Source organism: Ferdinandcohnia sp. Marseille-Q9671, assembly GCF_976954385.1.
Window position 1 is genome coordinate 559,678 of record NZ_CDRJTA010000004.1, and the last position, 21,158, is coordinate 580,835.

Annotated in this window: 18 protein-coding genes; 14 read left to right on the top strand and 4 right to left on the bottom strand. The window is 36.4% G+C overall.

Annotation, left to right across the window (positions count from 1 at the left end):
• The first annotated feature begins 101 nt into the window (after positions 1–101).
• From ACWNMY_RS17950 to ACWNMY_RS17995, 10 genes are all read left to right on the top strand, one after another.
• On the top strand, positions 102–1,427 hold the full coding sequence (locus ACWNMY_RS17950) for a multi antimicrobial extrusion protein MatE (RefSeq protein ID WP_449539621.1): 1,326 nt from the start codon (positions 102–104) through the stop codon (positions 1,425–1,427).
• A 361-nt stretch (positions 1,428–1,788) separates the two neighbouring features.
• Complete coding sequence (locus tag ACWNMY_RS17955; RefSeq protein WP_449539622.1) at positions 1,789–3,519, top strand: sensor histidine kinase; 1,731 nt, start codon at positions 1,789–1,791, stop codon at positions 3,517–3,519.
• A gap of 4 nt (positions 3,520–3,523) precedes the next feature.
• Positions 3,524–5,086, top strand: coding sequence for a response regulator transcription factor (locus ACWNMY_RS17960; RefSeq protein ID WP_449539623.1), 1,563 nt, complete (start codon positions 3,524–3,526; stop codon positions 5,084–5,086).
• A gap of 193 nt (positions 5,087–5,279) precedes the next feature.
• Positions 5,280–6,587, top strand: coding sequence for an ABC transporter substrate-binding protein (locus ACWNMY_RS17965; RefSeq protein ID WP_449539624.1), 1,308 nt, complete (start codon positions 5,280–5,282; stop codon positions 6,585–6,587).
• A 417-nt stretch (positions 6,588–7,004) separates the two neighbouring features.
• Entirely contained in the window at positions 7,005–7,973 is a 969-nt protein-coding gene (locus ACWNMY_RS17970; protein WP_449539625.1) for a carbohydrate ABC transporter permease, read from the top strand.
• A gap of 17 nt (positions 7,974–7,990) precedes the next feature.
• Positions 7,991–8,839 carry a carbohydrate ABC transporter permease gene (locus ACWNMY_RS17975; protein WP_449539626.1) on the top strand — a complete coding sequence of 283 codons (849 nt, stop codon included), beginning with the start codon at positions 7,991–7,993 and terminating at the stop codon, positions 8,837–8,839.
• A gap of 50 nt (positions 8,840–8,889) precedes the next feature.
• Complete coding sequence (locus tag ACWNMY_RS17980) at positions 8,890–10,185, top strand: Gfo/Idh/MocA family protein (RefSeq protein WP_449539627.1); 1,296 nt, start codon at positions 8,890–8,892, stop codon at positions 10,183–10,185.
• Positions 10,186–10,253: 68 nt separating this feature from the next.
• Entirely contained in the window at positions 10,254–10,886 is a 633-nt protein-coding gene (locus ACWNMY_RS17985) for a YesL family protein (protein WP_449539628.1), read from the top strand.
• A 42-nt stretch (positions 10,887–10,928) separates the two neighbouring features.
• Positions 10,929–11,849, top strand: coding sequence for an AEC family transporter (locus tag ACWNMY_RS17990; RefSeq protein WP_449539629.1), 921 nt, complete (start codon positions 10,929–10,931; stop codon positions 11,847–11,849).
• Between the two features lie 167 nt (positions 11,850–12,016).
• Complete coding sequence (locus tag ACWNMY_RS17995) at positions 12,017–12,607, top strand: YdcF family protein (protein ID WP_449539630.1); 591 nt, start codon at positions 12,017–12,019, stop codon at positions 12,605–12,607.
• A gap of 50 nt (positions 12,608–12,657) precedes the next feature.
• Here the strand turns inward: ACWNMY_RS17995 and ACWNMY_RS18000 are convergent, their stop codons facing one another.
• The 3 genes from ACWNMY_RS18000 to ACWNMY_RS18010 all read right to left on the bottom strand — a co-directional run bounded on the left by ACWNMY_RS18000 (position 12,658) and on the right by ACWNMY_RS18010 (position 16,583).
• Positions 12,658–13,980: a (Fe-S)-binding protein gene (locus ACWNMY_RS18000; protein WP_449539631.1), complete on the bottom strand. Its 1,323-nt coding sequence runs from the start codon at positions 13,978–13,980 to the stop codon at positions 12,658–12,660.
• Positions 13,977–15,389 (bottom strand): glycolate oxidase subunit GlcD, encoded by a 1,413-nt coding sequence (gene glcD / locus ACWNMY_RS18005; protein ID WP_449539632.1) that lies wholly within the window; start codon positions 15,387–15,389, stop codon positions 13,977–13,979. The genes ACWNMY_RS18000 and glcD overlap by 4 nt, the downstream gene beginning before the upstream one ends.
• Positions 15,390–15,476: 87 nt before the next feature.
• Entirely contained in the window at positions 15,477–16,583 is a 1,107-nt protein-coding gene (locus ACWNMY_RS18010; protein ID WP_449539633.1) for a CdaR family transcriptional regulator, read from the bottom strand.
• A 182-nt stretch (positions 16,584–16,765) separates the two neighbouring features.
• On the opposite strand from ACWNMY_RS18010, the gene mnmH reads away from it, so the two are divergent.
• The 4 genes from mnmH to ACWNMY_RS18030 all read left to right on the top strand — a co-directional run bounded on the left by mnmH (position 16,766) and on the right by ACWNMY_RS18030 (position 20,277).
• Positions 16,766–17,827 carry a tRNA 2-selenouridine(34) synthase MnmH gene (gene mnmH / locus ACWNMY_RS18015; RefSeq protein WP_449539634.1) on the top strand — a complete coding sequence of 354 codons (1,062 nt, stop codon included), beginning with the start codon at positions 16,766–16,768 and terminating at the stop codon, positions 17,825–17,827.
• A gap of 169 nt (positions 17,828–17,996) precedes the next feature.
• Entirely contained in the window at positions 17,997–19,181 is a 1,185-nt protein-coding gene (locus ACWNMY_RS18020; protein ID WP_449539635.1) for a DUF5667 domain-containing protein, read from the top strand.
• A gap of 153 nt (positions 19,182–19,334) precedes the next feature.
• Positions 19,335–19,691, top strand: a complete 357-nt coding sequence (locus ACWNMY_RS18025) for a hypothetical protein (protein WP_449539636.1) — start codon at positions 19,335–19,337, stop codon at positions 19,689–19,691.
• A 25-nt stretch (positions 19,692–19,716) separates the two neighbouring features.
• Positions 19,717–20,277, top strand: coding sequence for a maltose acetyltransferase domain-containing protein (locus ACWNMY_RS18030; RefSeq protein WP_449539637.1), 561 nt, complete (start codon positions 19,717–19,719; stop codon positions 20,275–20,277).
• A 284-nt stretch (positions 20,278–20,561) separates the two neighbouring features.
• Here ACWNMY_RS18030 and ACWNMY_RS18035 read toward each other — a convergent pair whose 3' ends face one another.
• Positions 20,562–20,882 carry a hypothetical protein gene (locus tag ACWNMY_RS18035; RefSeq protein WP_449539638.1) on the bottom strand — a complete coding sequence of 107 codons (321 nt, stop codon included), beginning with the start codon at positions 20,880–20,882 and terminating at the stop codon, positions 20,562–20,564.
• Positions 20,883–21,158: the final 276 nt, after the last annotated feature.

The window sequence follows — 21,158 nt, forward strand, 5'->3', positions numbered from 1 at the left end:
AGGAGCAGTTAGAAGTATTCATGCTTTTAATAATTGGTTTAACTAGTCTTTTAGACCATCATGGTATTTAGAACCTAGACAAAGAGGAAAAGAGGTAATGTGTGTTGAAGAGCATGGATAACCAGCTATCATATAAAAAGCTTAGTGCTTTTTTTATTCCACTGGGAATTTCTGCAAGTCTAACATCAATTACGCATGTCATTATTAATGGTACGATGACGCGCGGAGAAAATGCTGCTTTTATCATTGCTTGCTACGCAGTAGCCTTTGCACTTTTTGGAATTGTTGAAAGGCCGATTATTGTTTTTAGACAAACATGTTCTGCCCTCGTTCATGACAAACAATCCTTTAAGTTGCTTACATTATTTTTATTGTATGTGATGGGAGGTATATTTTTAATAAGCTCAATAGTCGCATATACACCTATAGGGGATTGGATGTATATTAGATTCTTTAATGCAGATGTAGAGATGGTTCACACAATCTCACAAACATTTAAGGTCATTTCAATTGTGCTTATTTTTTCCGGAATTCGTGGAATATATCAAGGAATTATCATCAACCACCTCGAGACGAAGTGGCTAACGATTGGTGTTATTGTTCGACTTGTCGCAATGTTTATTGTCTCCTTTGTATTAGTGGAAATTGATTATGTAACAAGTGCTGGTGGTGCATTCATTTTCTTAATGGGAATGATTATTGAATGTGTGATAAGCGCTTGGAAAGGGCATTTTCTATTAAAGAAATATCCGGAATCTGCAGACTCTAGTAAATTAAAAAAATCTGATATCCACCACTTTTACACCCCTTTAGTTTTTTATTTTATTATTCAAACGATGCTGATTCCTATCATTTACATATTTCTCGCGAATTCAGAACAGATTCAAATGAGTATTGCCTCTTTTGCTTTAGCCTATAGTATTACTAATCTTGTACTTAGCTTCTTTATGTATACCCACCAAATTGTTTTGCAATTTTATGAAGAAAATAGAAAAAAGGTGCTACGTTTTACCCTAATTATTAGTGTTATTCCATCTCTCTTACTTGCAATCTTGTGTTTTACCCCGTTAGGTCCTTGGTTTATGACGACTATTATGGGGGCTGATCCGGTTTTAGCTAGTACTACCTTGACCGTATTAAAGTTTTTCCTATTAAAGACATTGGTGTTTCCAATCGTTGATTTTCTGAATGGGTTCTTAATGCTGCAAAGAAAAACAAATCGTATGTTAATCCCACAAGCATTTAATTTTGTTGCGGTATTAGTATCACTTTTGATCCTTGTATACCTTGTCCCTAGTTGGAATGGAATTAATGGGGCAATTGCTGCTTCTCTTGGAGAAGTAGTAAGTCTTGTCGTCGTTTTTATGATTGTGAATAAAATGAATAGTAAGAAGAACAGTGAACAAAAGATACATATAACTGCGTAACAGATGAATGATTATTTGTCATAGCCGAGCTTTGCTCGGTTTTTATTTTTTTTCTAAATACAGTACATAATCATTATTTCACATGGTATTCATCTTATAAGGGATTCTAGAAATATATCAGATGAGTATAGTTATTATCAGACAAATTTATTATTATAAAGTAGAAGAATTGTTAGCGTTTTCAAATTTTGAGCGTTTCTTTTTACGCGTGCTTCCCTAATTGGAGTAATAGGACTTCGAAAGTAGGAACATTTCCTAATAGAGTGGCATATTTACGAGTCTAGGATGTGTTAATGATGAGAGATAAGGATTCCCTCTCTTTTTATCAATTGAAAAACATACCTGTTAAGGATGGAACGCTATGAAGATATCACCCTTTTATTCTCGATTTAAGATTAAGGATCAGATTTTTTCAGTCATGTTACTCTTACTGGTCATTTTTTGTGTGATAGGGATCTTTATTTTTTCTTTTTTTTCACGAATGTATGAAAACGAAATCTACAGAGAATCGGCTGAGAAACTTCAACTTTCCTCAGCTGTATTGGATAAAGAATTAGAGGAAATTGAAAAACTGTCCTTTCAGATAAGCACGGATAATTTTATCCAAAATTCCCTAGTATTCATAAATGAAAATGAGTCAGAAATTGACTTGCACCGTAGAAAAGCGGAATTAATTAATGCATTGGTAACATTTGCGACACAAGAGAAATATATATCGTCTATCCAAATACACGATAAAAAAGGAAAGAAATATGTCGCTGGTTATCAAACGAAAGTGACAATTGATACGGAAGAATTGCGTCGACTAGCAGTAGAGGCAGAAGGTGCAAATATTTGGACTGGCCTGGAAAAACAAAATAAAATTACCGCATCAAGAGTTATTCGAGGGAAGGAAAACATAAATTTAAAACATTTAGGTACTTTATTTATTACCATTAATATGGATAAACTCCTACATGAAAGCCTCGATATACCCAATAATAACGATTTTGTTATCGCACGGCAGAAGGAAATCGTGTATATGAGCCACTACAATGAATTGGATGTTGAGCGTTTTTCATTTACAAAAAGTGGTAGAGGCTACGAAATGAAAGAAATAAATGGTCTGGATTATTTAGTTGCCTTTCACGAATCAGAGTATGCTGATTTTACATACTATCATTTTATTCCTTTTGCAAGTATTACTAAACAAACGATTATTATAAAACAATGGATGATTTTATGTTTCCTCTTTATGCTTGCCCTAACGATTTACTTAAGTCGGCGGGCTGCCATTACATTTTCTAAACCACTTGAAGAGTTAACAGAACAAATGAAAAAAGTTCAGAAAGGGGAATTTGAGCAAATCGAATTTAATAATGATTTGAGTCTTGAAAATGAAGTCGGACAGTTAAATAAAGATTTTCAGACAATGGTTAACGAAATTAATATATTAATCGAAGAGAATTATAAAAAGCAGTTAATCATAAAGGACACTGAATATCAGGCATTGCAAGCACAAATAAATCCACATTTTTTATACAATACCTTAGATTCGATTAATTGGATGGCGAAAGTGAATAAACAGCCCAACATATCTAGTATGGCTGAGTCATTAGGGAAATTAATGAGGAATATTATTAGTAAAAAAGAACCACTTATTTCACTATCGGATGAATTACAAATTGTAAATAATTATGTCACTATTCAAAAATATCGGTACAATGATCGATTAAACTTTTCGATAAAGGTAGAGCCTGATTTGGAGGACCTGCCTATTCCGAAGCTGTCAATTCAGCCGATAGTAGAAAATGCGATACAACATGGGGTAGAGGAATCGATAGCTGGCTGTGATATTTATGTAAATATTACGAGTACAGATCAAGAAAACCTTATGATTATTGTTGAAGATACAGGACCAGGGATGGATGAATCAACCATTTCATCTATCTTTACAGGAGATTTGAAGCCAAAGGGAACCGGGATCGGATTACGAAATATTAATGAAAGAGTAAGGTTACTATTTGGAGAGAAATACGGTATTGAAATAGAGACTGAGATAGGTAGAGGGACAAGAGTCATCATTACGATACCATGTATGTGGGGTGAATGAAATCATGTATAACGTACTATTAGTAGATGATGAAGTCAACATTCTTGAAGGCATCGCAACGATTGTTAATTGGGCTGAGTGTGGGACCAACCTTATTTACAAAGCGAACAATGGAACTATGGCACTAGAGTATATTATGCAGAATCCTCCGGATATTGTAGTATCGGATATCAAAATGCCGGGATTAAATGGTGTCGAATTAATTAAAAGAGTTCATCAAGTTTATCCTCATATTAAATTTATTATCCTATCAGGACATGATGAATTTGAATACGCAAAAACAGCAATGGAATATAACGTTAAGTATTACTTGTTAAAACCGAGTAATGAAACAAAGATTGAGGAAGCTCTTAGTAAGGTTGTATCGGAACTTAATGAACAAAAGCGGAAAGAAGAAATTGTTACCACTATTAAAAACAAACTCCAAGATGTATTGCCAAAGGCAAAAGAACAATTTTTAAAGGAACTGATTACTAATAAAAAATACGGAATTACAGAATGGGAGCATTTCAGCAATTTATTTGAGTTAAAGCTAGAGTCAAAAAGGTTTATTTTAGTAGTCTTAGAGATTGATGAAGACTATGACTTGGGGGATATATTTGCATTAAAGGAAATTACAGAAAGTACATTTAAGGATAATGAAATTGTACAGTTATGCACGACGATTGGCGAGAGAATTATACTATTATGTGAAAACAATCTTCATCATTTATTGGAACATATAAGAAGTATAAAAAAGGTATTTTCCAACCTATACAACTTGGATTTTACAACGGGGATTAGTGATCCTGGTGGTGTTGATGAGCTTAGAAAACTTTATAATGAGGCATTAGACGGCCTAGCACAACGATTTTACTTAGGGAATGGGAGTATCATCTCAAAGAACGATATTCATAAAAAAGAAGGCTATCAAGAGAGTTTGCAATTTTTTGATCATGAGGATTTTATCTTTTCGATACGTAGTGGAAACATCAATGAATTAAGTCAGTATATTGAACACTTTTTTGAACAACTGAAGAAGAATACATATGAAATTAATTTAGTAAAGACCCATTGTCTAGAGATGTTTATGTCGATAATAAGACAGGCAAAAAAGGAAACGATGGATCAATTGTTTCAAAAGATTATCGAACTTCAAAGCTTTACAACCCTGGAGCATTTTAAAGAATTTATTGAATTAGTTTCCGTTGAGGTTGCGCAACAAAATTATGATCGAACGAAGGAAGCACAAAGTGAAGTTATTCGTAATTTATTTGAGTATGTCGAGAAGAATTATTGTGATGAGACACTTTCTTTATCAAAAATTGCAAATGATATCTTTTATATGAACCCAGATTATTTAGGAAAACTATTTAAAAAGGAAATGGGAGAAAAATTTTCTACTTATCTAGTAAATCTTAGGTTAAAGAAAGCAATTGAATTAATTGAAGAACAGGATCATGTGAAAATGTTTGAAATTGCTGAAAAAGTAGGTTTTGGAAACAATCCACGTTATTTCAGCCAAGTGTTTAAGAAGTATACAGGGGTAACACCTTCCGAATATAGAAGTAGCTTATTATCTAGCTAGGGGGAGCCCTTAGTTAGCTTTTTTTTATTTATTGGTAGGATAAAGGATGCCATGTAGATAAATATACCCAATTAATAGGAGAAGAACTCTGATTTTTGAACACCAATGTCTGAAAATTTTATTTTTTGAAAAAACAAAATCCTTTATGATAAAAATAGAAAGCGTTTTCAAAACAAAAAGGGAGGTTAAAAGGATGAAAAAGAGAAATCTGTTACTTGTTTTAGCGATTATTTTTACTCTAGTTCTCTCTGCATGTTCAGGAAACAAAGCATCAAATGAAAAAGATAGTAAAGATGCTGAAGAAGGAAAAGACGACCAAGTTACATTGAGGATGTCATGGTGGGGTTCACAAAGTAGACATGATCAGACACAGCAGATCATTGATCTATTTGAACAAGAATATCCTAACATCAAAATTGAACCTGAATTTACCGGTTTTGACGGATATTTTGAAAAGATGGCAGCACAGGCTGCAGGGAACAACCTACCAGACATTATGCAACAAAACTTTGGTGAATACTTAAATCAATATGCTGATAAAGGTTTATTAGCAGATTTAACAGAATTTGTTGAAGCTGGAACAATCGATGTAGAAGGTGTTAGTGACACAATCATGGCATCTGCTACGCAAGATGGTAAGCTTCTAGGTATTCCAACTGGTACAAATGCATTAGCTGCAATTTATGACAAAGAAATGCTTGAAAAAGCTGGTGCAGACCTACCTAGTGAAGATTGGACTTGGGAAGATTATGTTGCAATTGCAACAAAAGTTCATGAGGAATTAGGAACATATGGTACTAGATTACTAGAACCTAAGAATATTTTTGAATACTATTTACGTGAAAAAGGATACAAAATGTTCAACGAGGATGGAACAGGTTTAGGCTATGATGATGATCAATTATTAGTTGATTACTTCAAATTAAATAAAGAGTTGGTTGATGCTGGAATTTCTCCTGGATATGATGTCATCCAACAAATAAAAGGTGTGGAAGACGAATTAGTTGCGCATGGTAAAGCGCCATTTGATTTCCGTTGGTCTAACCAAGTGGGTGCCCTAACAAGTGCTGCAGGTAAGGAACTTGAACTAACATTACTTCCTGGTGAAGGAAATGCAGAAGGTATGTATTTAAAACCAGCAATGCTATGGTCTATTCCGGAATCTTCAAAGCATAAAGAAGAAGCGGCATTATTTATTAACTTCTTCGTGAACACTGCAAAGGTATACGAAATTGGAGGATCTGACCGTGGTGTTCCAATTAAACAAGAAATGAGAGACGCAATGGAACCAAATCTAAGTGATGTTGACAAGAAAGTATTTGATTACATTACGTTAGTAACTGAAAATAGTAGTCCAATTGATTCTAATTTCCCTCCAACGGCTACTGAGGTACTTCAAGCATTGGCTGACACAGACGAGTTAGTTATCTATGGTGAATTAACTCCTGAAGAAGGTGCGAAGCAATTTAGAAAACAAGCAGAAGAAATTTTAGGTAGATAAGTAAGAAAAGTGCAGGGCAATTGAACTAGACTTCGAAACATTTATCCTAAAGTTTTAAGAATTATTCAGTAACTCTAAAATAAGTGGTCCTGGTAACTCTTCACTCACCAGACCACTTTTTTTAAAAAGGTATTTTAACTTTATTCAGCAGAAATTTCCCAGTTCTATCAGAGGTGGGATAAATACAATAATTGTAGCCAATTCAATTGGGTTACAAACCACGACTGAATAAAGTTAAAGCCTTCGGCAGATGCCTCAGATTTTTTAGAGGAAGTTTTTCGAGTAAACTCGAAATAAATCTGTGCGCAAATATGCCAAGGCACATTTGATAATAATTCTAAGAAGAAGGAGTTTCATAGTTTCTATAATTTTAAGTCACCTTTTCTTCTAAATACTATAAGAAAGAGTTGATTGGCGATGATACCAAAAAACACGGAACAAGTAGAATCAGCTGTGAATCTTCCAAAACAAAAGCCAGTTAAGAAGTTCAATCGGAAAAATAAAAAACCAGGATATGATAACCTAACGGGTTATGTATTTATCTCTCCTTTCATTATTGGGTTAGTAGTATTAACTCTTTACCCGATCTTATATTCCTTATATTTATCATTTACGGATTATGATTTATTAGGCTCACCAACATGGGTTGGGACAGATAATTATGTACGGATGTTAACGAATGATGATATGTTTTGGACTTCCATGAAGACAACATTTTTCTATGCAGGAATAGCTGTACCGATTCGTTTGGTTTTTGCTCTACTAGTGGCCCTTGCATTAAATAAAATGGTCGAAATGGTTGGTCTATACAGAACCCTGTTGTATTTACCATCGGTTGTTGGCGGTAGTATCGCAGTATCGATTATGTGGAGACAGCTTTTTGGTAACGATGGCGCATTTAATTCAATTTTATCATCGCTTGGATTACCAACTCATTCATGGTTAGGTGACCCTGATACAGCAATCTGGACACTTATCGTTTTGTATGGCTGGCAATTTGGATCATCTATGTTAATTTTCTTAGCAGGATTACGTAATATTCCTAGAACATATTACGAAGCATCAAGTGTTGATGGGGCGCGCCCAATACAGCAGTTTTTTAAGATAACGTTACCTCTTTTAACACCAGTCATTTTATTTAACACGGTAATGCAAGTTATCCAAGGTTTTATGGCATTTACACCGAGTTTTATCGTAACAAACGGTGGTCCAATGAACAGTACCGTATTATTTGTTCTTTATATGTATCGTAGAGCGTTTGAATTCTTTGAAATGGGCTATGGTTCTGCAATGGCATGGATAATGCTTTTAATTATTGCATTATTAACAGCTTTAATTTTCAAAAGCTCTGAACACTGGGTGCATTACGAAGCTGACCAAAAATAATCGGAGGGGGAGTATATATGGATATTAAAACAAAAAAGAGACTTAATAAAACGATACAACATATTCTAATGATAATTTTTACAGCGATCATGCTCTATCCTCTTGCGTGGATGGTTGGTAGCTCGTTTAAAGAGAGTTCAACAGTGTTTATAGATGCCCACAAATTAATTCCAGAAGTTTTTCGATTTGCAAATTATGTGGAGGGCTGGAATGGATTTGGTGGTATCACATTTACAACTTTCTTTAAAAACTCATTTATTATCGTACTCATCTCAACTGTTGGTAGTGTGATCTCTTCCACAATTATCGCCTATGGATTTGCGAGAATTAATTTCGTAGGAAAAAAAGTTTGGTTTGTCGCTATGATGCTTACCATGATGCTTCCATACGAGATGGTAATGATACCACAATACATTATGTTTAATAATTTCGGATGGATTGACACATATCTCCCACTGATTTTACCAACATTTTTTGGAGCACCATTTTTTATCTTTTTGATTATGCAGTTTATCCGTACCATTCCTACGGAGTTGGACCAAGCTGCAAGAATCGATGGTTGCGGTTCGTTTGGGATTTTCTTCCGTATCATTGTACCGCTAGTTGTCCCAGCGATGATGACAGCTGCAATCTTTTCGTTCTATTGGAGATGGGATGATTTTATGGGGCCACTACTATATTTAACAACGCCAGAAAAATATCCTGTTTCGTTGGCGTTAAAGCTATTCTCTGATCCAAACTCAGTGACAAACTGGGGTGCTATGTTTGCGATGTCAACAATAAGTCTTGTCCCAGTATTTATTATCTTCTTTATTTTCCAGCGTTATATCGTAGATGGAATCAGTACGAGTGGATTAAAGTCGTAAGCATGAAGGTTAATTCTAGGTTGGTTATAGAAAAATAACGAGGTGAAGACATGAAGAAGTATGCAGTATGTGGAGTAAGTAAAAGAGCAATGGGTATGTTTATTGAACCTATGGTTAAGAACTTTTCTACACAAAGTCAATTGGTTGCATTACTAGATAATGATTCAAAGAGGTTTTCAGTTTGTAAGGAAGAGTATCCAGAGATAATCAATGTCCCAGAGTTTTTTGAGGCCGAATTTGAAACGTTAGTTGCTGAGACTAGACCTGATGTCATCATTGTAACTGGTCGAGATGATACACATGTTGACTATATTGTCAAAGCGTTAGAGCATGACTTGGATGTTATTACTGAGAAACCGATGGCAACAACTGCAGCAGATTGTAAGAGAATATTGGATGCAGAAAAAAATAGTAAGGGTACGGTAACAGTTGCATTTAATTACCGATACAGTCCTTTCCATACAAAAATCAAGGAATTAATCCTTGAAGGGAAAATAGGGAGAATTACCTCAGTCGATCTAAATTGGTACATTGATACCTACCATGGTTCTAGCTATTTCCAACGTTGGAACCGCAAGCGAGAGTTCTCAGGTGGACTTTCCATACACAAGAGCTCCCATCATTTCGACTTGGTTAACTGGTGGCTTGACCAAAAGCCAGTAGAGGTGTTCTCTTTCGGTGGACTTAATTACTACGGAGAGAAAAGCGAGCTTAACCCTGCACAAGAGGATGGCCGCTATTGTGTAACCTGTAATGTGAAGGATAAATGCTCGTATTATACGAGATGGAATTCAAGAAGTAACACGATAAAGGTAGAGGATGACCATATTAGTTCTGATGCTCGAAGAAAGGATACGTATACGAATTATCGTCCAGATCAATGTATCTTTGATTCCGAGATTGAAATAGAGGATACCTATACAGCAACTGTCAAATACGACAAGGGAGCTCTATTGAGTTATTCGATTAATTTCTCATTGCCTTACGAGGGATATAGATTAGCGATAAATGGAACGAAAGGTCGTATTGAAACAACAGAATTTCATGCTCCGTCACGTGTTCCGTTCCCGGTACCAGAACAAACAATTGAGTATTTCCCGCTCTTTGGATCAAAAGAAACAATCCATGTGGTGAAAAGAGAGGGTGGCCATGGGGGAGGAGACCCAGTTATCCAAGAAGATATGTTCTTAGGTGAGGATCCAACAAGGCCATATCAAATTCTCTCTGGTAGTATAGATGGAGCATACGCTGTTACAACAGGGGAAGCAGTTTGGCGTTCGGTTAAAGAAAATAAACCAATTTTCATTGATGACCTTTTACATAAAAAACAAGTGACACAATTATAGAAAAGTAGAGTACTGCAGAGAACTCACTTGGGTTCTCTGCAACAAGAGCAACGTAGGAGGAATTTTACATGGAAATGAGTCGACTATGGTCAGGTATTTATAATCTTTGTAAATGGATAACACATTTAGCTTATCTACATATTTTGTGGGTTCTCTTTACAGTACTTGGTGTTGGAGTATTAGGGATATTCCCAAGTACAGCTGCTATGTTTGCTGTTGCGAGGAAGAAGGCAATGGGCATTGAAGATGTTCCAACCTTTACCACGTTTTGGAAGACATACCGCTCAGAATTTATGAGAGCAAATGTGTTAGGACTGTTGCTTATTGTAATTGGTCTAATCTGGTATTTTGACCTGCAATTTTTCCGTCAATTTGAAGGTTCCTTTTACACAGTACTAAATTATTTGATGATGATGGTCGGATTAGTGTATATCATTCTCCTACTCTTTATTTTTCCGGTCTTTGTTCATTTTGATTTGAAAATTTATCAATATATAACACATGCTTTAAAAATTGGATTTTTACGACCAGCAACACTTGTCATGTTACTTATAGGAAGTGTAGGTACATATTATTTTCTAATTACCTTTCCAGGAATGATTCCTCTTTTCGGAATAAGTTTCTTCGTATATTTCAATATGTGGATTGCTTATAAGAGTTTCGAGACAATCAATGACGTGAGCGAGCACTCACTCGTATAGGTTCTTTTCGAATTCTAAATATTGGTAGTAAGGGGTAGAAACTTGGAAATCATTTTTATTTTAATCGATATCATTCTTCCGGTTTTTATTCTTATCGGGATTGGATGTTGGCTGAACCGGATATTCTCATTAGATTTGTATACACTTGCTAAACTAAATGTATATTTTTTAATTCCGGGTTTCGTATTTAACAGCCTCTATAAAACAGATATATCCGCTGAGATTTTTTTCAAAGTACTGGTCTTCTTATTCCTCCTTATTTTCTGTTTGTATGTAGTTGTTTGGTTGATATCACGATTATTTTCTTTTAACAAGGGAATACGCGTTGCGTTTACAAACAGTACGCTTTTATTTAATGCAGGGAACTTTGGAGTCCCGTTAAATGATTTAGTTTTCAAGCAAGATCCCTTTGCTATGTCTATCCAAGTTATCATTATGACCTTTCAGAATATACTAGCATACTCATTTGGAATCTTTTCATTACTGGCAGTGGACAAAAGTCGGATGAAAGCTTTAATTGGTATGTTAAAAATGCCAGTATTGTATGCAATGATAATGGGAATTGCATTGAATGCCTTACATATTACACTTCCACATTTTCTACTAAAACCTGGAGAACTCATTTCACAGGCTATGGTCGGAATTGCTTTGTTTACGCTAGGGGCACAGATTGCACAGTTACAAATAAAGCAAAAATTGCATTCGGTTTATATAAGTTTGATTGTACGGTTAGGCTTAGGCCCTCTGATTGGTTATGGACTCATTTTGATAGTAGGGTTTGATGGAGTGTTAGCTCAAGTATGTTTTATTGCTTCGGGGTTACCAAGTTCAGTAAACAGTGCAATTATTGCGCAAGAATATAAAAATGAACCTGATATGGCAGCGCAAATTGTGCTAGGCTCGACTGTCATAAGCACAATTACAGTTACTATCCTAATCTATCTATCAAGAATGATATTTTAAGAAATAGACCTTAGCTGAACAGTAAGAATAAGTGTGAATAAGGTAGTTATCTAATAGGTGTTACGTGCTTCGATAGGAGATTAGAGGCACGTTTTTTTTATGTAGAAATATCCTTTTTCGCCGGTTTATATAATGGTAGAATAGGAGCTGAAGGGGTTGTTTATTCTTTGAAAAAGAGGAGAAAAATGCTGCTATTACTATTTGGAATTCTACTGTTATTCGCGATTATTTATTTCGGAAGTATTCATTATAAAATTACTCAATATGTGAACCATGTTCCACCAAAGAACGCGGACTACCTCATCATACTAGGCGCAAAGGTGAATGGAGAAATCCCGTCGCTTGCCTTGCAGTATAGAATTGATGCAGCAGCTGAGTATGCAAAAGCCAACAAAAACACAATTCTAATAGTTTCTGGTGGTCAAGGACCTGGTGAGGACATTACAGAGGCAGAGGCGATGAGGCGAGTATTGGTAGACAGGGGTATTCAGGAATCAAGGATCTTTCTTGAAGACAACTCAACGAGTACCTATGAAAATATTAAATTTTCAAAGAGATTTATACCTGAAAACGCAAGGTTTGGGATTGTGGTAACAAACGATTATCATCTTTATCGGTCTGTGCAGCTTGCGAGTGATGCAGACTTAAAGGTTGAGGGGCTGCCTGCAAAAACACCATCAGTTACGTTGCTGAAGGCATACGGACGAGAATATTTATCGGTAACAAAATATTATCTGGAAAAATATTTGCTAAAATAGAGAAACAACGCTCATGTTTTTTGAGCGTTGTTTAAATGGGGCAATTATCCTTATCCTACAATGGCTTCAAGCAATAAGTCCACAATATGGACAGCGCGCACTTTATCTGTTAGTCCTTCCCGCTCAATTCCTAACTTCATTTGTAGCAAGCAACCAGGATTCGCCGTAACAATGGTTTTTGCATGAGTGTCTTTGACATGTTTCATCTTCGAATCTAGAATTTTCATTGACATCTCAGACTCTACGATATTATAAATCCCAGCTGAACCACAACAGCTATCAGCATGTTTCATCTCCATAAAAGTTGCCCCATTAATATGTTGGAGAAGCATTCTTGGTTCAGATGCTGTCTTCATTACATTTCGCAAATGACAAGAGTCTTGATAAGTAATCACTTGGTTTGGTAAAGAAAGCTCCCGTTTATGAAACTCTAATTCTACTAAGACAGATGAGATATCTTTTAGCTTTTTCGAAAACTCCTTCGCACGTTCTGCCCACTGTGGTTCACCCTTAAGAAGGTGATCATAGTCAATTAAAAAGGCACCACAGCCACCCGCATTTGTAATAATGTAATCAGCTTCTATCTCCTCGAATGCTTCAATATTTCTTTTTGCTAATTCCTTTGCTTTTGCTTTTTCACCACTATGCCCGTGTAGTGCACCACAGCAAGCTTGTGATGTAGGTATAACAATTTCGCATCCGGCTATTTGAAGGAGTTTGATTGTCGCATCATTTGTTTTCATGAACATGGTGTCCATTAGGCAACCCGAGAAAAAGGAAACCTTTTTCTTTTGAACACCAATCGGTTCTAAGTGTCGAGGTCGATTTTTTAATTCCTTTATAGTAGGTACTTCTGGTAGGACGCGTTCCATCGTTGCTAAGCTTTCAGGAAATAGCTTCATCATACCACTCTTTTGTACCACTTTTTGCATTCCAGAGCGTTGATAGACTCCTAGTAAACCTGTTATCGTACGCATTCGATTTTGAGAAGGGAAGAGCCCTTCAAAAACAGTTTTTCTAATCGCCTTAGCTGGCAGTGAATGCTTCTTGTTTTGGTTCACAATATCTCTTGCTTCTTCTAATAAATGCCCATATTTTACCCCAGATGGACATACAGGCTCACATGCGCGACAGCCTAAACACATATTAAGTGATCTTTCAAAGTCTTCATCCGGCTCAATTAAACCGTCTACGACTGCCTTCATTAACGCTAGTCTTCCTCTAGGTGAGTGTGATTCTTGATAGCCAGATTCGATGTAGGTTGGGCAGCTTGGGAGACAAAATCCACATCGCATACAATTTAATAATTCATCCTGATCCATCCGTGACTTGAACTCTGCTTGTATCGCTTGCTGTTCTTTACCAATTGTCATTTTGAAATCACCACACGTTTTTTAGAATCCTTTGCAAATACCTTACCAGGATTCATAATATTAAGTGGATCTAAACTATTCTTTATTGCCTGCATGACAGCAATCCCAGCTGTTCCAAGCTTCATCTCAAGATACGGAGCCTTCATCACACCAACACCATGCTCACCCGTAATTGTACCACCAAGTTCAATAGCCTTTTGGAAAATTTCCTCGAAAGCTTTTTCGACTCGTTCAATTTCTTTATGGTTTCTAACATCTGTAAGACATGTTGGGTGGAGATTACCATCACCAGCGTGACCAAACGTACAGATACGCAACTCATATTTTTTTGCTATTTCCTCAATTGCTTGAACCATATTGGCAATTTCTGAACGTGGCACTGTAGCATCTTCCAAAATGGTTGTTGGTTTTAATCTCGCAAGTGCAGATAATGCAGCGCGTCTAGCGGTACGGAGGGCTTCTGCTTCTTCTTCCGATTCGGCTGCTTTCACTGATACAGCATGTTCTACCTGGCAAATGTCTACAATTTTAGCTATATCTCGTTTTACAACTTCCTCTGGTCCGTCCTGCTCAATGAGAAGGATTGCTTTTACATCGGTTGGAAGTCCAATCTGTGCAAAGGCCTCAACCGCTTCAAGGGTAGGTTGATCTAGAAATTCCAGTGTTGTAGGGATAATTTTGCTGGCAATGATCTTTGAGACAGACTTGGCTGCAGCATCTAAATCCTGATAAAGAGCAAGTATGGTCTGTTTTGTTTCAGGCATAGGTATCAGTTTAAGTGTTGCTTCAGTAATGATGCCAAGTGTTCCTTCAGAGCCAACAAATAGACGTGTAAGGTCATAACCAGCTACATCCTTGGCTAGCTTTCCTCCTGTTTTAATAATCTCACCATTCGCTAATACGGCCTCAAGTCCCATTACATAATCTCTTGTTACACCATACTTTAGGCCACGTAATCCACCAGAGTTTTCGTTAATATTGCCACCTATGGTTGAGATTTTCATGGAGCTTGGATCTGGAGGATAAAATAAACCTCTTGCTTCAACTGCATTCGTCAGGTCAAGTGTAATGACCCCAGGCTGGACAGTAACAGTCAAATTTTCTTCATCAATCTCAATGATTTTGTTTAAGTGTTTAAATAATAGAACAATTCCACCCTCCGTAGGACAAGTGCCGGCACATAGATTTGTACCGGATCCGCGCGGAACGATTGGAATCTTGTACTCACTACAAACCTTCACAATCTCAGAGATTTCCTCTTTGCTTCGTGGTGCGATTACTGCATCAGGCATGGACTGGAATTGTGGCGTAGCATCGTACGAATAGACAAGTCTCCCTGCGTTTGTATCATCAAAGTTTTCTGTTCCAACGATAGTAATAAGTTGTTGTTTAGCTTTGGTATCAATCATGAAAACGCCTCCAATAGATTTCATTACCTTAAGCATAAAAAAAAGCGGAGTAATCCGCTATGTAGATAACTACAAAATTTTCCGATTTTAATCAATAATTTTTACCGCTTTATCTAAAATCAAAATACCGATATAGAGGATTGCTAAATCAGAAAAGTTTCTTGGGTGTAAGCCCGTAAGCTCTTCAATTTTCTTAAAACGGTATGAAAGAGTATTGACATGAATATGTAGAGTCTCTGCAGTATCTTTAATGGATTGATTTTGTTTAATAAATGCGAGTAGTGTCTTGAGTAAATCGATATCTTCGAGAAGCTTAACGGTGGTTCGTCGTATATATTCCAATTGAACTTGGTCACTTAATTCCTCTAGGAGCATCTCCAATAGTAGGTCTTCATCAAATTGTATCGTGTTAGATCGTTTTGCAACCTCAAGGGCACGATCAGCTTCATCAAATGATTTCCTTAACGAGTAACCAGAGCTTCCTACTCCAAACGCTACTTGTACAGTAAAGGTATCTTCTACGTCTTTTTTTATGTGACGAAGTATTTTTTGAATTTGATCTTTCGTACGGTCCGTTAATAGGAGGAGGAACCGATCATTTCCCCATCTAACAAAAATTTCATTTTCATGTAACAATGAGTTTTGCTGAAGGTGGTTTGATATATCTCGAAGTGGAATTTCTTTATCACTCTTGATGGAGCTGATTACGACTTGACGTTCCATTTCAATATCAATATGTAGATGTTCAGCGCGGTTCCTAAACTCGACCGTTACTTCCTTGTTTTGAAGCCATTCGAAAACAAAGGTTTCAATAGCACGGGAATCCAATTCCATTTGTTCAGCATAATAGCTTTCTTGAATCAGAAGTTCGGTCATTTTTTTCATTAGCTCCCCGTAGGCATTAACTTTATCAGGGTTTCCGGTAATACCTATGACACCTACAACCTTATGGTTATTCAGGATTGGTAAATTAATGCCGGCTTTTACTCCCTTTAGGGTTTTTTCCATCTCAGCAGTAATGGTCATTCTTTTTTTGTTATTAACCGTAAGGAATGCACCTTCATGAAAGCTACCAATACGACTTATATCCGTACTCGCAATAATTGTCCCCGTAACATCGGCAATGATTATATCTTCATCAATTAATCTCCGTACCTCTTTAATTATTTTCTTCGCAAGTGATGGTATCAGCATAAACAACCCCCGAAAATTCATAATACTCTTATTCTATCATTTGGTTGTATGTAAGTAGAATAGAAAAGCTAGAAGTATTTTCTAGTAGCACTATTTGTGCGAGTATTGGTTTTGTGGGATATAATAGAGAGTAGGATTTGTGGATATAGTGTAGATAGATATGTGTGAAGGGAAGAAAATAGATGTTTCAAGATATTTCAGTAGATTATCTTCGGGAAATGCAGAAGGAGAAACCTCTTGCATTAATTGATGTCAGGTCACCCTCTGAATTTGCTGAATCAACCATACCTGGCAGTATAAATATTCCTATATTTACGGATGAAGAAAGAGCGGAAATCGGAACGATTTATAAACAAACTAGTCCCGATGCAGCAAAGGAACGTGGACTAGAAATAGTTTCTGCTAAGCTTCCTACTTTTATTAAACAGTTTTCTGAACTCCCAGGTGAAAAAGTGATATTTTGTTGGCGTGGTGGAATGCGTAGTAAAACCTCGGCTACATTAGTTGACTTAATGGGAATCCAAACCAACCGTTTAATCGGCGGAATTCATGCATACCGCACATGGGTGGTAGAGAAATTAGAGCAGCTTGCGACTGATTTTACAGCAAATGGCCTAGTTATTAATGGATATACAGGTTCTGGAAAAACGAAAATATTACACAAGTTACAAGAGAAGGGCTACCCTGTCCTAGATCTTGAAGGAATGGCAAACCACCGTGGCTCTGTATTTGGACAAATTGGGAAGAAACCACATAATCAAAAAGTGTTTGATTTACAGTTGGTGGAGCAGGCGCTAGAAATTAAGGATTCCCCCTATGTCTTGTTAGAAGCGGAAAGCAAGCGTGTTGGTAGAGCAACAGTCCCTGATTTTCTGCTTCAAATTAAAGAACAAGGATTTCATATTTTTATCGACCTTCCAATGGAAGAACGAGTCATGAACATATTAGAGGATTATCGTCCTTGGGAGTTTCCGAATGAATGTATGGCTGCCTTTCAACGGATTAAAAAACGGATTCATACTCCTATCGCGGCTCAGATCGAAGTAGATCTCCAGAATGAAGAATACGGAAATGCCGTGAAGTTGCTATTAGAATATTATTACGATCCTCGGTACCATCATACAGCCGAAAAAATCGCGGAAGACAGAAACATTGTATTGCATGTGAAGAATGTAGAGGAAGCAACAGAAGCAATTGAACAAATCATTGCTGAGAAAATAGTAGATACGAAAGCAACATCATGAAAAATGGACTAAGACCTAGTGCTGAGCAGCACTAGGTTTTTTGGTGGATATTTTCCATTTCATTAGACTTACGAATCATATATTCTTTTATTTTGGATAGACGGACATATATGTGTCAGCTTTCGTCGAATGTTTTTATCGTAATTCACAATTAGGGGGAAAATAAATTATGACAAGTGGGAAGATCAAGAAGTCTATCATTAGCGGGACAGTAGCATCTGCGCTTATTTTTACATTAGCAACACCTGCTGCACTCGCAAATGAAGAGGCAGCTGATCAGAATACAATAGTAACGGATGAAACTGTTGTAGAAGAAATTCCAGTTAATTACGGCACTTCCGAAGAGGTAATTACGGAAAAGAATGTAGATACTGAGGAAGATCGTGTTGAGGTTACTGAAGAAGTATCTGTTGAAGAAGATGTAACTGAGGAAAATGGACAAGTAGAAGAAGGCGATGAAGTTACAGACGAAAAAGCTCCATCACTTGTACCTGGAGATTTCTTTTATTTTGCAAAAATCATGATTGAGAAGGTTCGTCTTGCTGTAACCTTCAATGACTACGATGAAGCACGTTTGCTAGCCGACTTTGCTGCTGAACGTATTGCTGAGGCAAATGCATTATTTGCAGAAGGTAAAACAGAAGAAGCAGAAGAACTACTTAAAAAAGCAATTGAGTCTCAAGAGGCTGCTACTGAAAACTTTGTAGAGTCTGATGAGCAAGCTAGTGAAGAAACAGAAACTGCTGAAGAGGTCGTTGCTGAGGATGATACTGTAGTAGCTCCTGATGAAGTAAAAGAAACAGAAGAAGTTGTAGCTGAGGACTCTGAAGAAACAGAGGTAGAAGTGAAGCTTGCAAACAACATCGATGCGTTAACAGCTGCTTTAGCAAAGGTAAAAAATCCAACAGCTCAACAAGCTTTAATGAAAAATATTCAAAAGTCTTTCGCGAAATTAGATAAGAAACTTCAAAAGCTTGAGAAAAAGGCTGCGAAGTTTGCTGCTAAAAACGATGATGTAAAAGAAGAAATCGTTGAAGAGCGGATTGTGGAACAAGAGGAAATTGTAGTTGAGGAAGAGGTTGCTGTTGCACCAGTGGTAGTCGAAGAAACTACTGAAACAGAGGCAGCACCGGTTGTAGTTTCACCTGTAGTAGAAAAGAAACAAGTTAAAGAAAATGAGAAGCGTGAGCAGGCACAGCAAAAAGCTGAAGAAAAAAAGCAAGCGGCTCAAGAGAAACAGGCTGAAAAACAACAAGCAAAAGAAAACAAGCAAAACGGTCAAAATAAAAATGCCGATAAAAATAACGGCAATGGTAAAAGCAATGGCAACGGAAATGGCAAAAACAAAGAATAAAATATAATGTGACGGACTATTTATTCAAGGATGAAATCAACACTGGTTTCATCCTTTTTTTATTCTCAAAATATGGCTTTCTGACAAAAATTAGCTTTATATTTTTTGTGTGGTAAGATTAGAGTAGGAATTACCCTAAGGAGGACGGATAAAATGGTTAGTGTAAAAAGTAAAGGCGAGAACAAGTTCACATTTGAAAATGATCGGGCACTATGTTTAACTCAGGTTATCGAGCGAAACGAAAACAATGTTACGAAAAAAATGGTGGTACGAGATAAAAAAATGGGTATTGATTTTTCCGTGATCATCCCTCTTAAATTAAGGAAAAATGGAGATATTCATCACTATCCATCAAAAGAATTTACGGTTAGAGGAAAAAAAGTCGGAAAGAAAAACACGATGGCTAAATATTATGATTCTTTAGGTGAATGGGAGTCTTTTAAGGATGAATTTTTTGATTCATACAGCCTAACTGTAAATAAATTAATCTACAGAGAAGTAAATCAATAGTAGCAACAATGTTGGAGGTCTCGACATGAAAAGTGAAAGAGAAAAAATGATAAATGGCGAGCTCTATCATGCAGCAGATCCACTATTAGTAAAAGATAGAAATAATGCAAGACGGTTAACACGTTATTACAATCAAACCATGGAAACGGACGATGAGCAAAGACGAATGATTTTGAAGGATCTATTCGGTACAGTAGGCGATAAGATTTGCATCGAGCCGACCTTCCGCTGTGATTATGGATATAACATTCACGTGGGTGAAAATTTCTATGCGAATTTTGATTGTGTCTTCCTAGATGTCTGTGAGATACGAATTGGTGAAAATTGTTTTATCGCACCTGGCGTACATATTTATACTGCTACACATCCACTTCACCCTGTGGAAAGGGCGACAGGGATTGAATTTGGCAAACCAGTCAGAATTGGTGATAACGTTTGGATTGGTGGAAGAGCTGTTATTAACCCAGGGGTAACAATCGGAAATAATGTTGTGATCGCATCAGGTGCGGTTGTTACGAAAGACATTCCTGATAATGTTGTAGTTGGTGGGAATCCCGCGAGGATTATAAAAAAAGTTGAAATATAAGAGCAGAAAAAGAGAGTAGGGTTTAAGTCAATTTTGTATTTGACTTATTTCCTGCTCTTTTCTCGTACGATGGTGTATCATTTACCACGACAAAAAACGAATGTAGTGAACTCCTACATTCGTTTTTTGTGTCACTATTTTGATGAAAAATAGTCTTTAAATGCTTGGGTAATTTCAATTCCTTGAAAGATGAATAGGCTTGTCACCGTTACCGAACATAAACCAATCATTATCAATCTAAACCACATTTATTTTTCCTCCTTGATTTTAAAAAATATAAAAAATCAAAGAGTTTTAATCACATAATTGGATTGATAAAAAATGGGGGTCATCCAAACTGGTCTACGGATGGACTGATAAAGTAAGTGGTTATCAAAGTTCCCTCGCAAGACTATAAAAATCAATGTAACTAAAAAGAGTATGCTTGAAATTTTTACTTTACCATCATTATTATCAAATGGAAATTGATCATGAGATCCACTACTGATTGAACTTGTTGTTTCTTCAATATCAGAAGATAAAAAGGTATGGGAATGTGCGAAAGTAATTGAAAATAAGAGGATCGCAGCGAACAAGAGTATAACAAGGGATACTATTTTCCTCATTTTTTACCATCTCCCTTGTGTTAATGTTATTATCATACACCTCCGATACCTAAAAATCTATTTAAATGATCTTACAAGTTTTAAAGTTAGATATTTTAGAAATGTAAAAATGTTAGTACCTATGGTACCCTTTTAGTAGGAGAGGATGATGGGAACGTTTTTATTGAAGAAAAATTATTCATTGGTCTTTCCAAGGTAACGTGTGAGTAAATATAGGGTACATCCACCCGATTTAGGATGATTCATTTTTTTCATATTTGATAGGTTGGGGTGTTG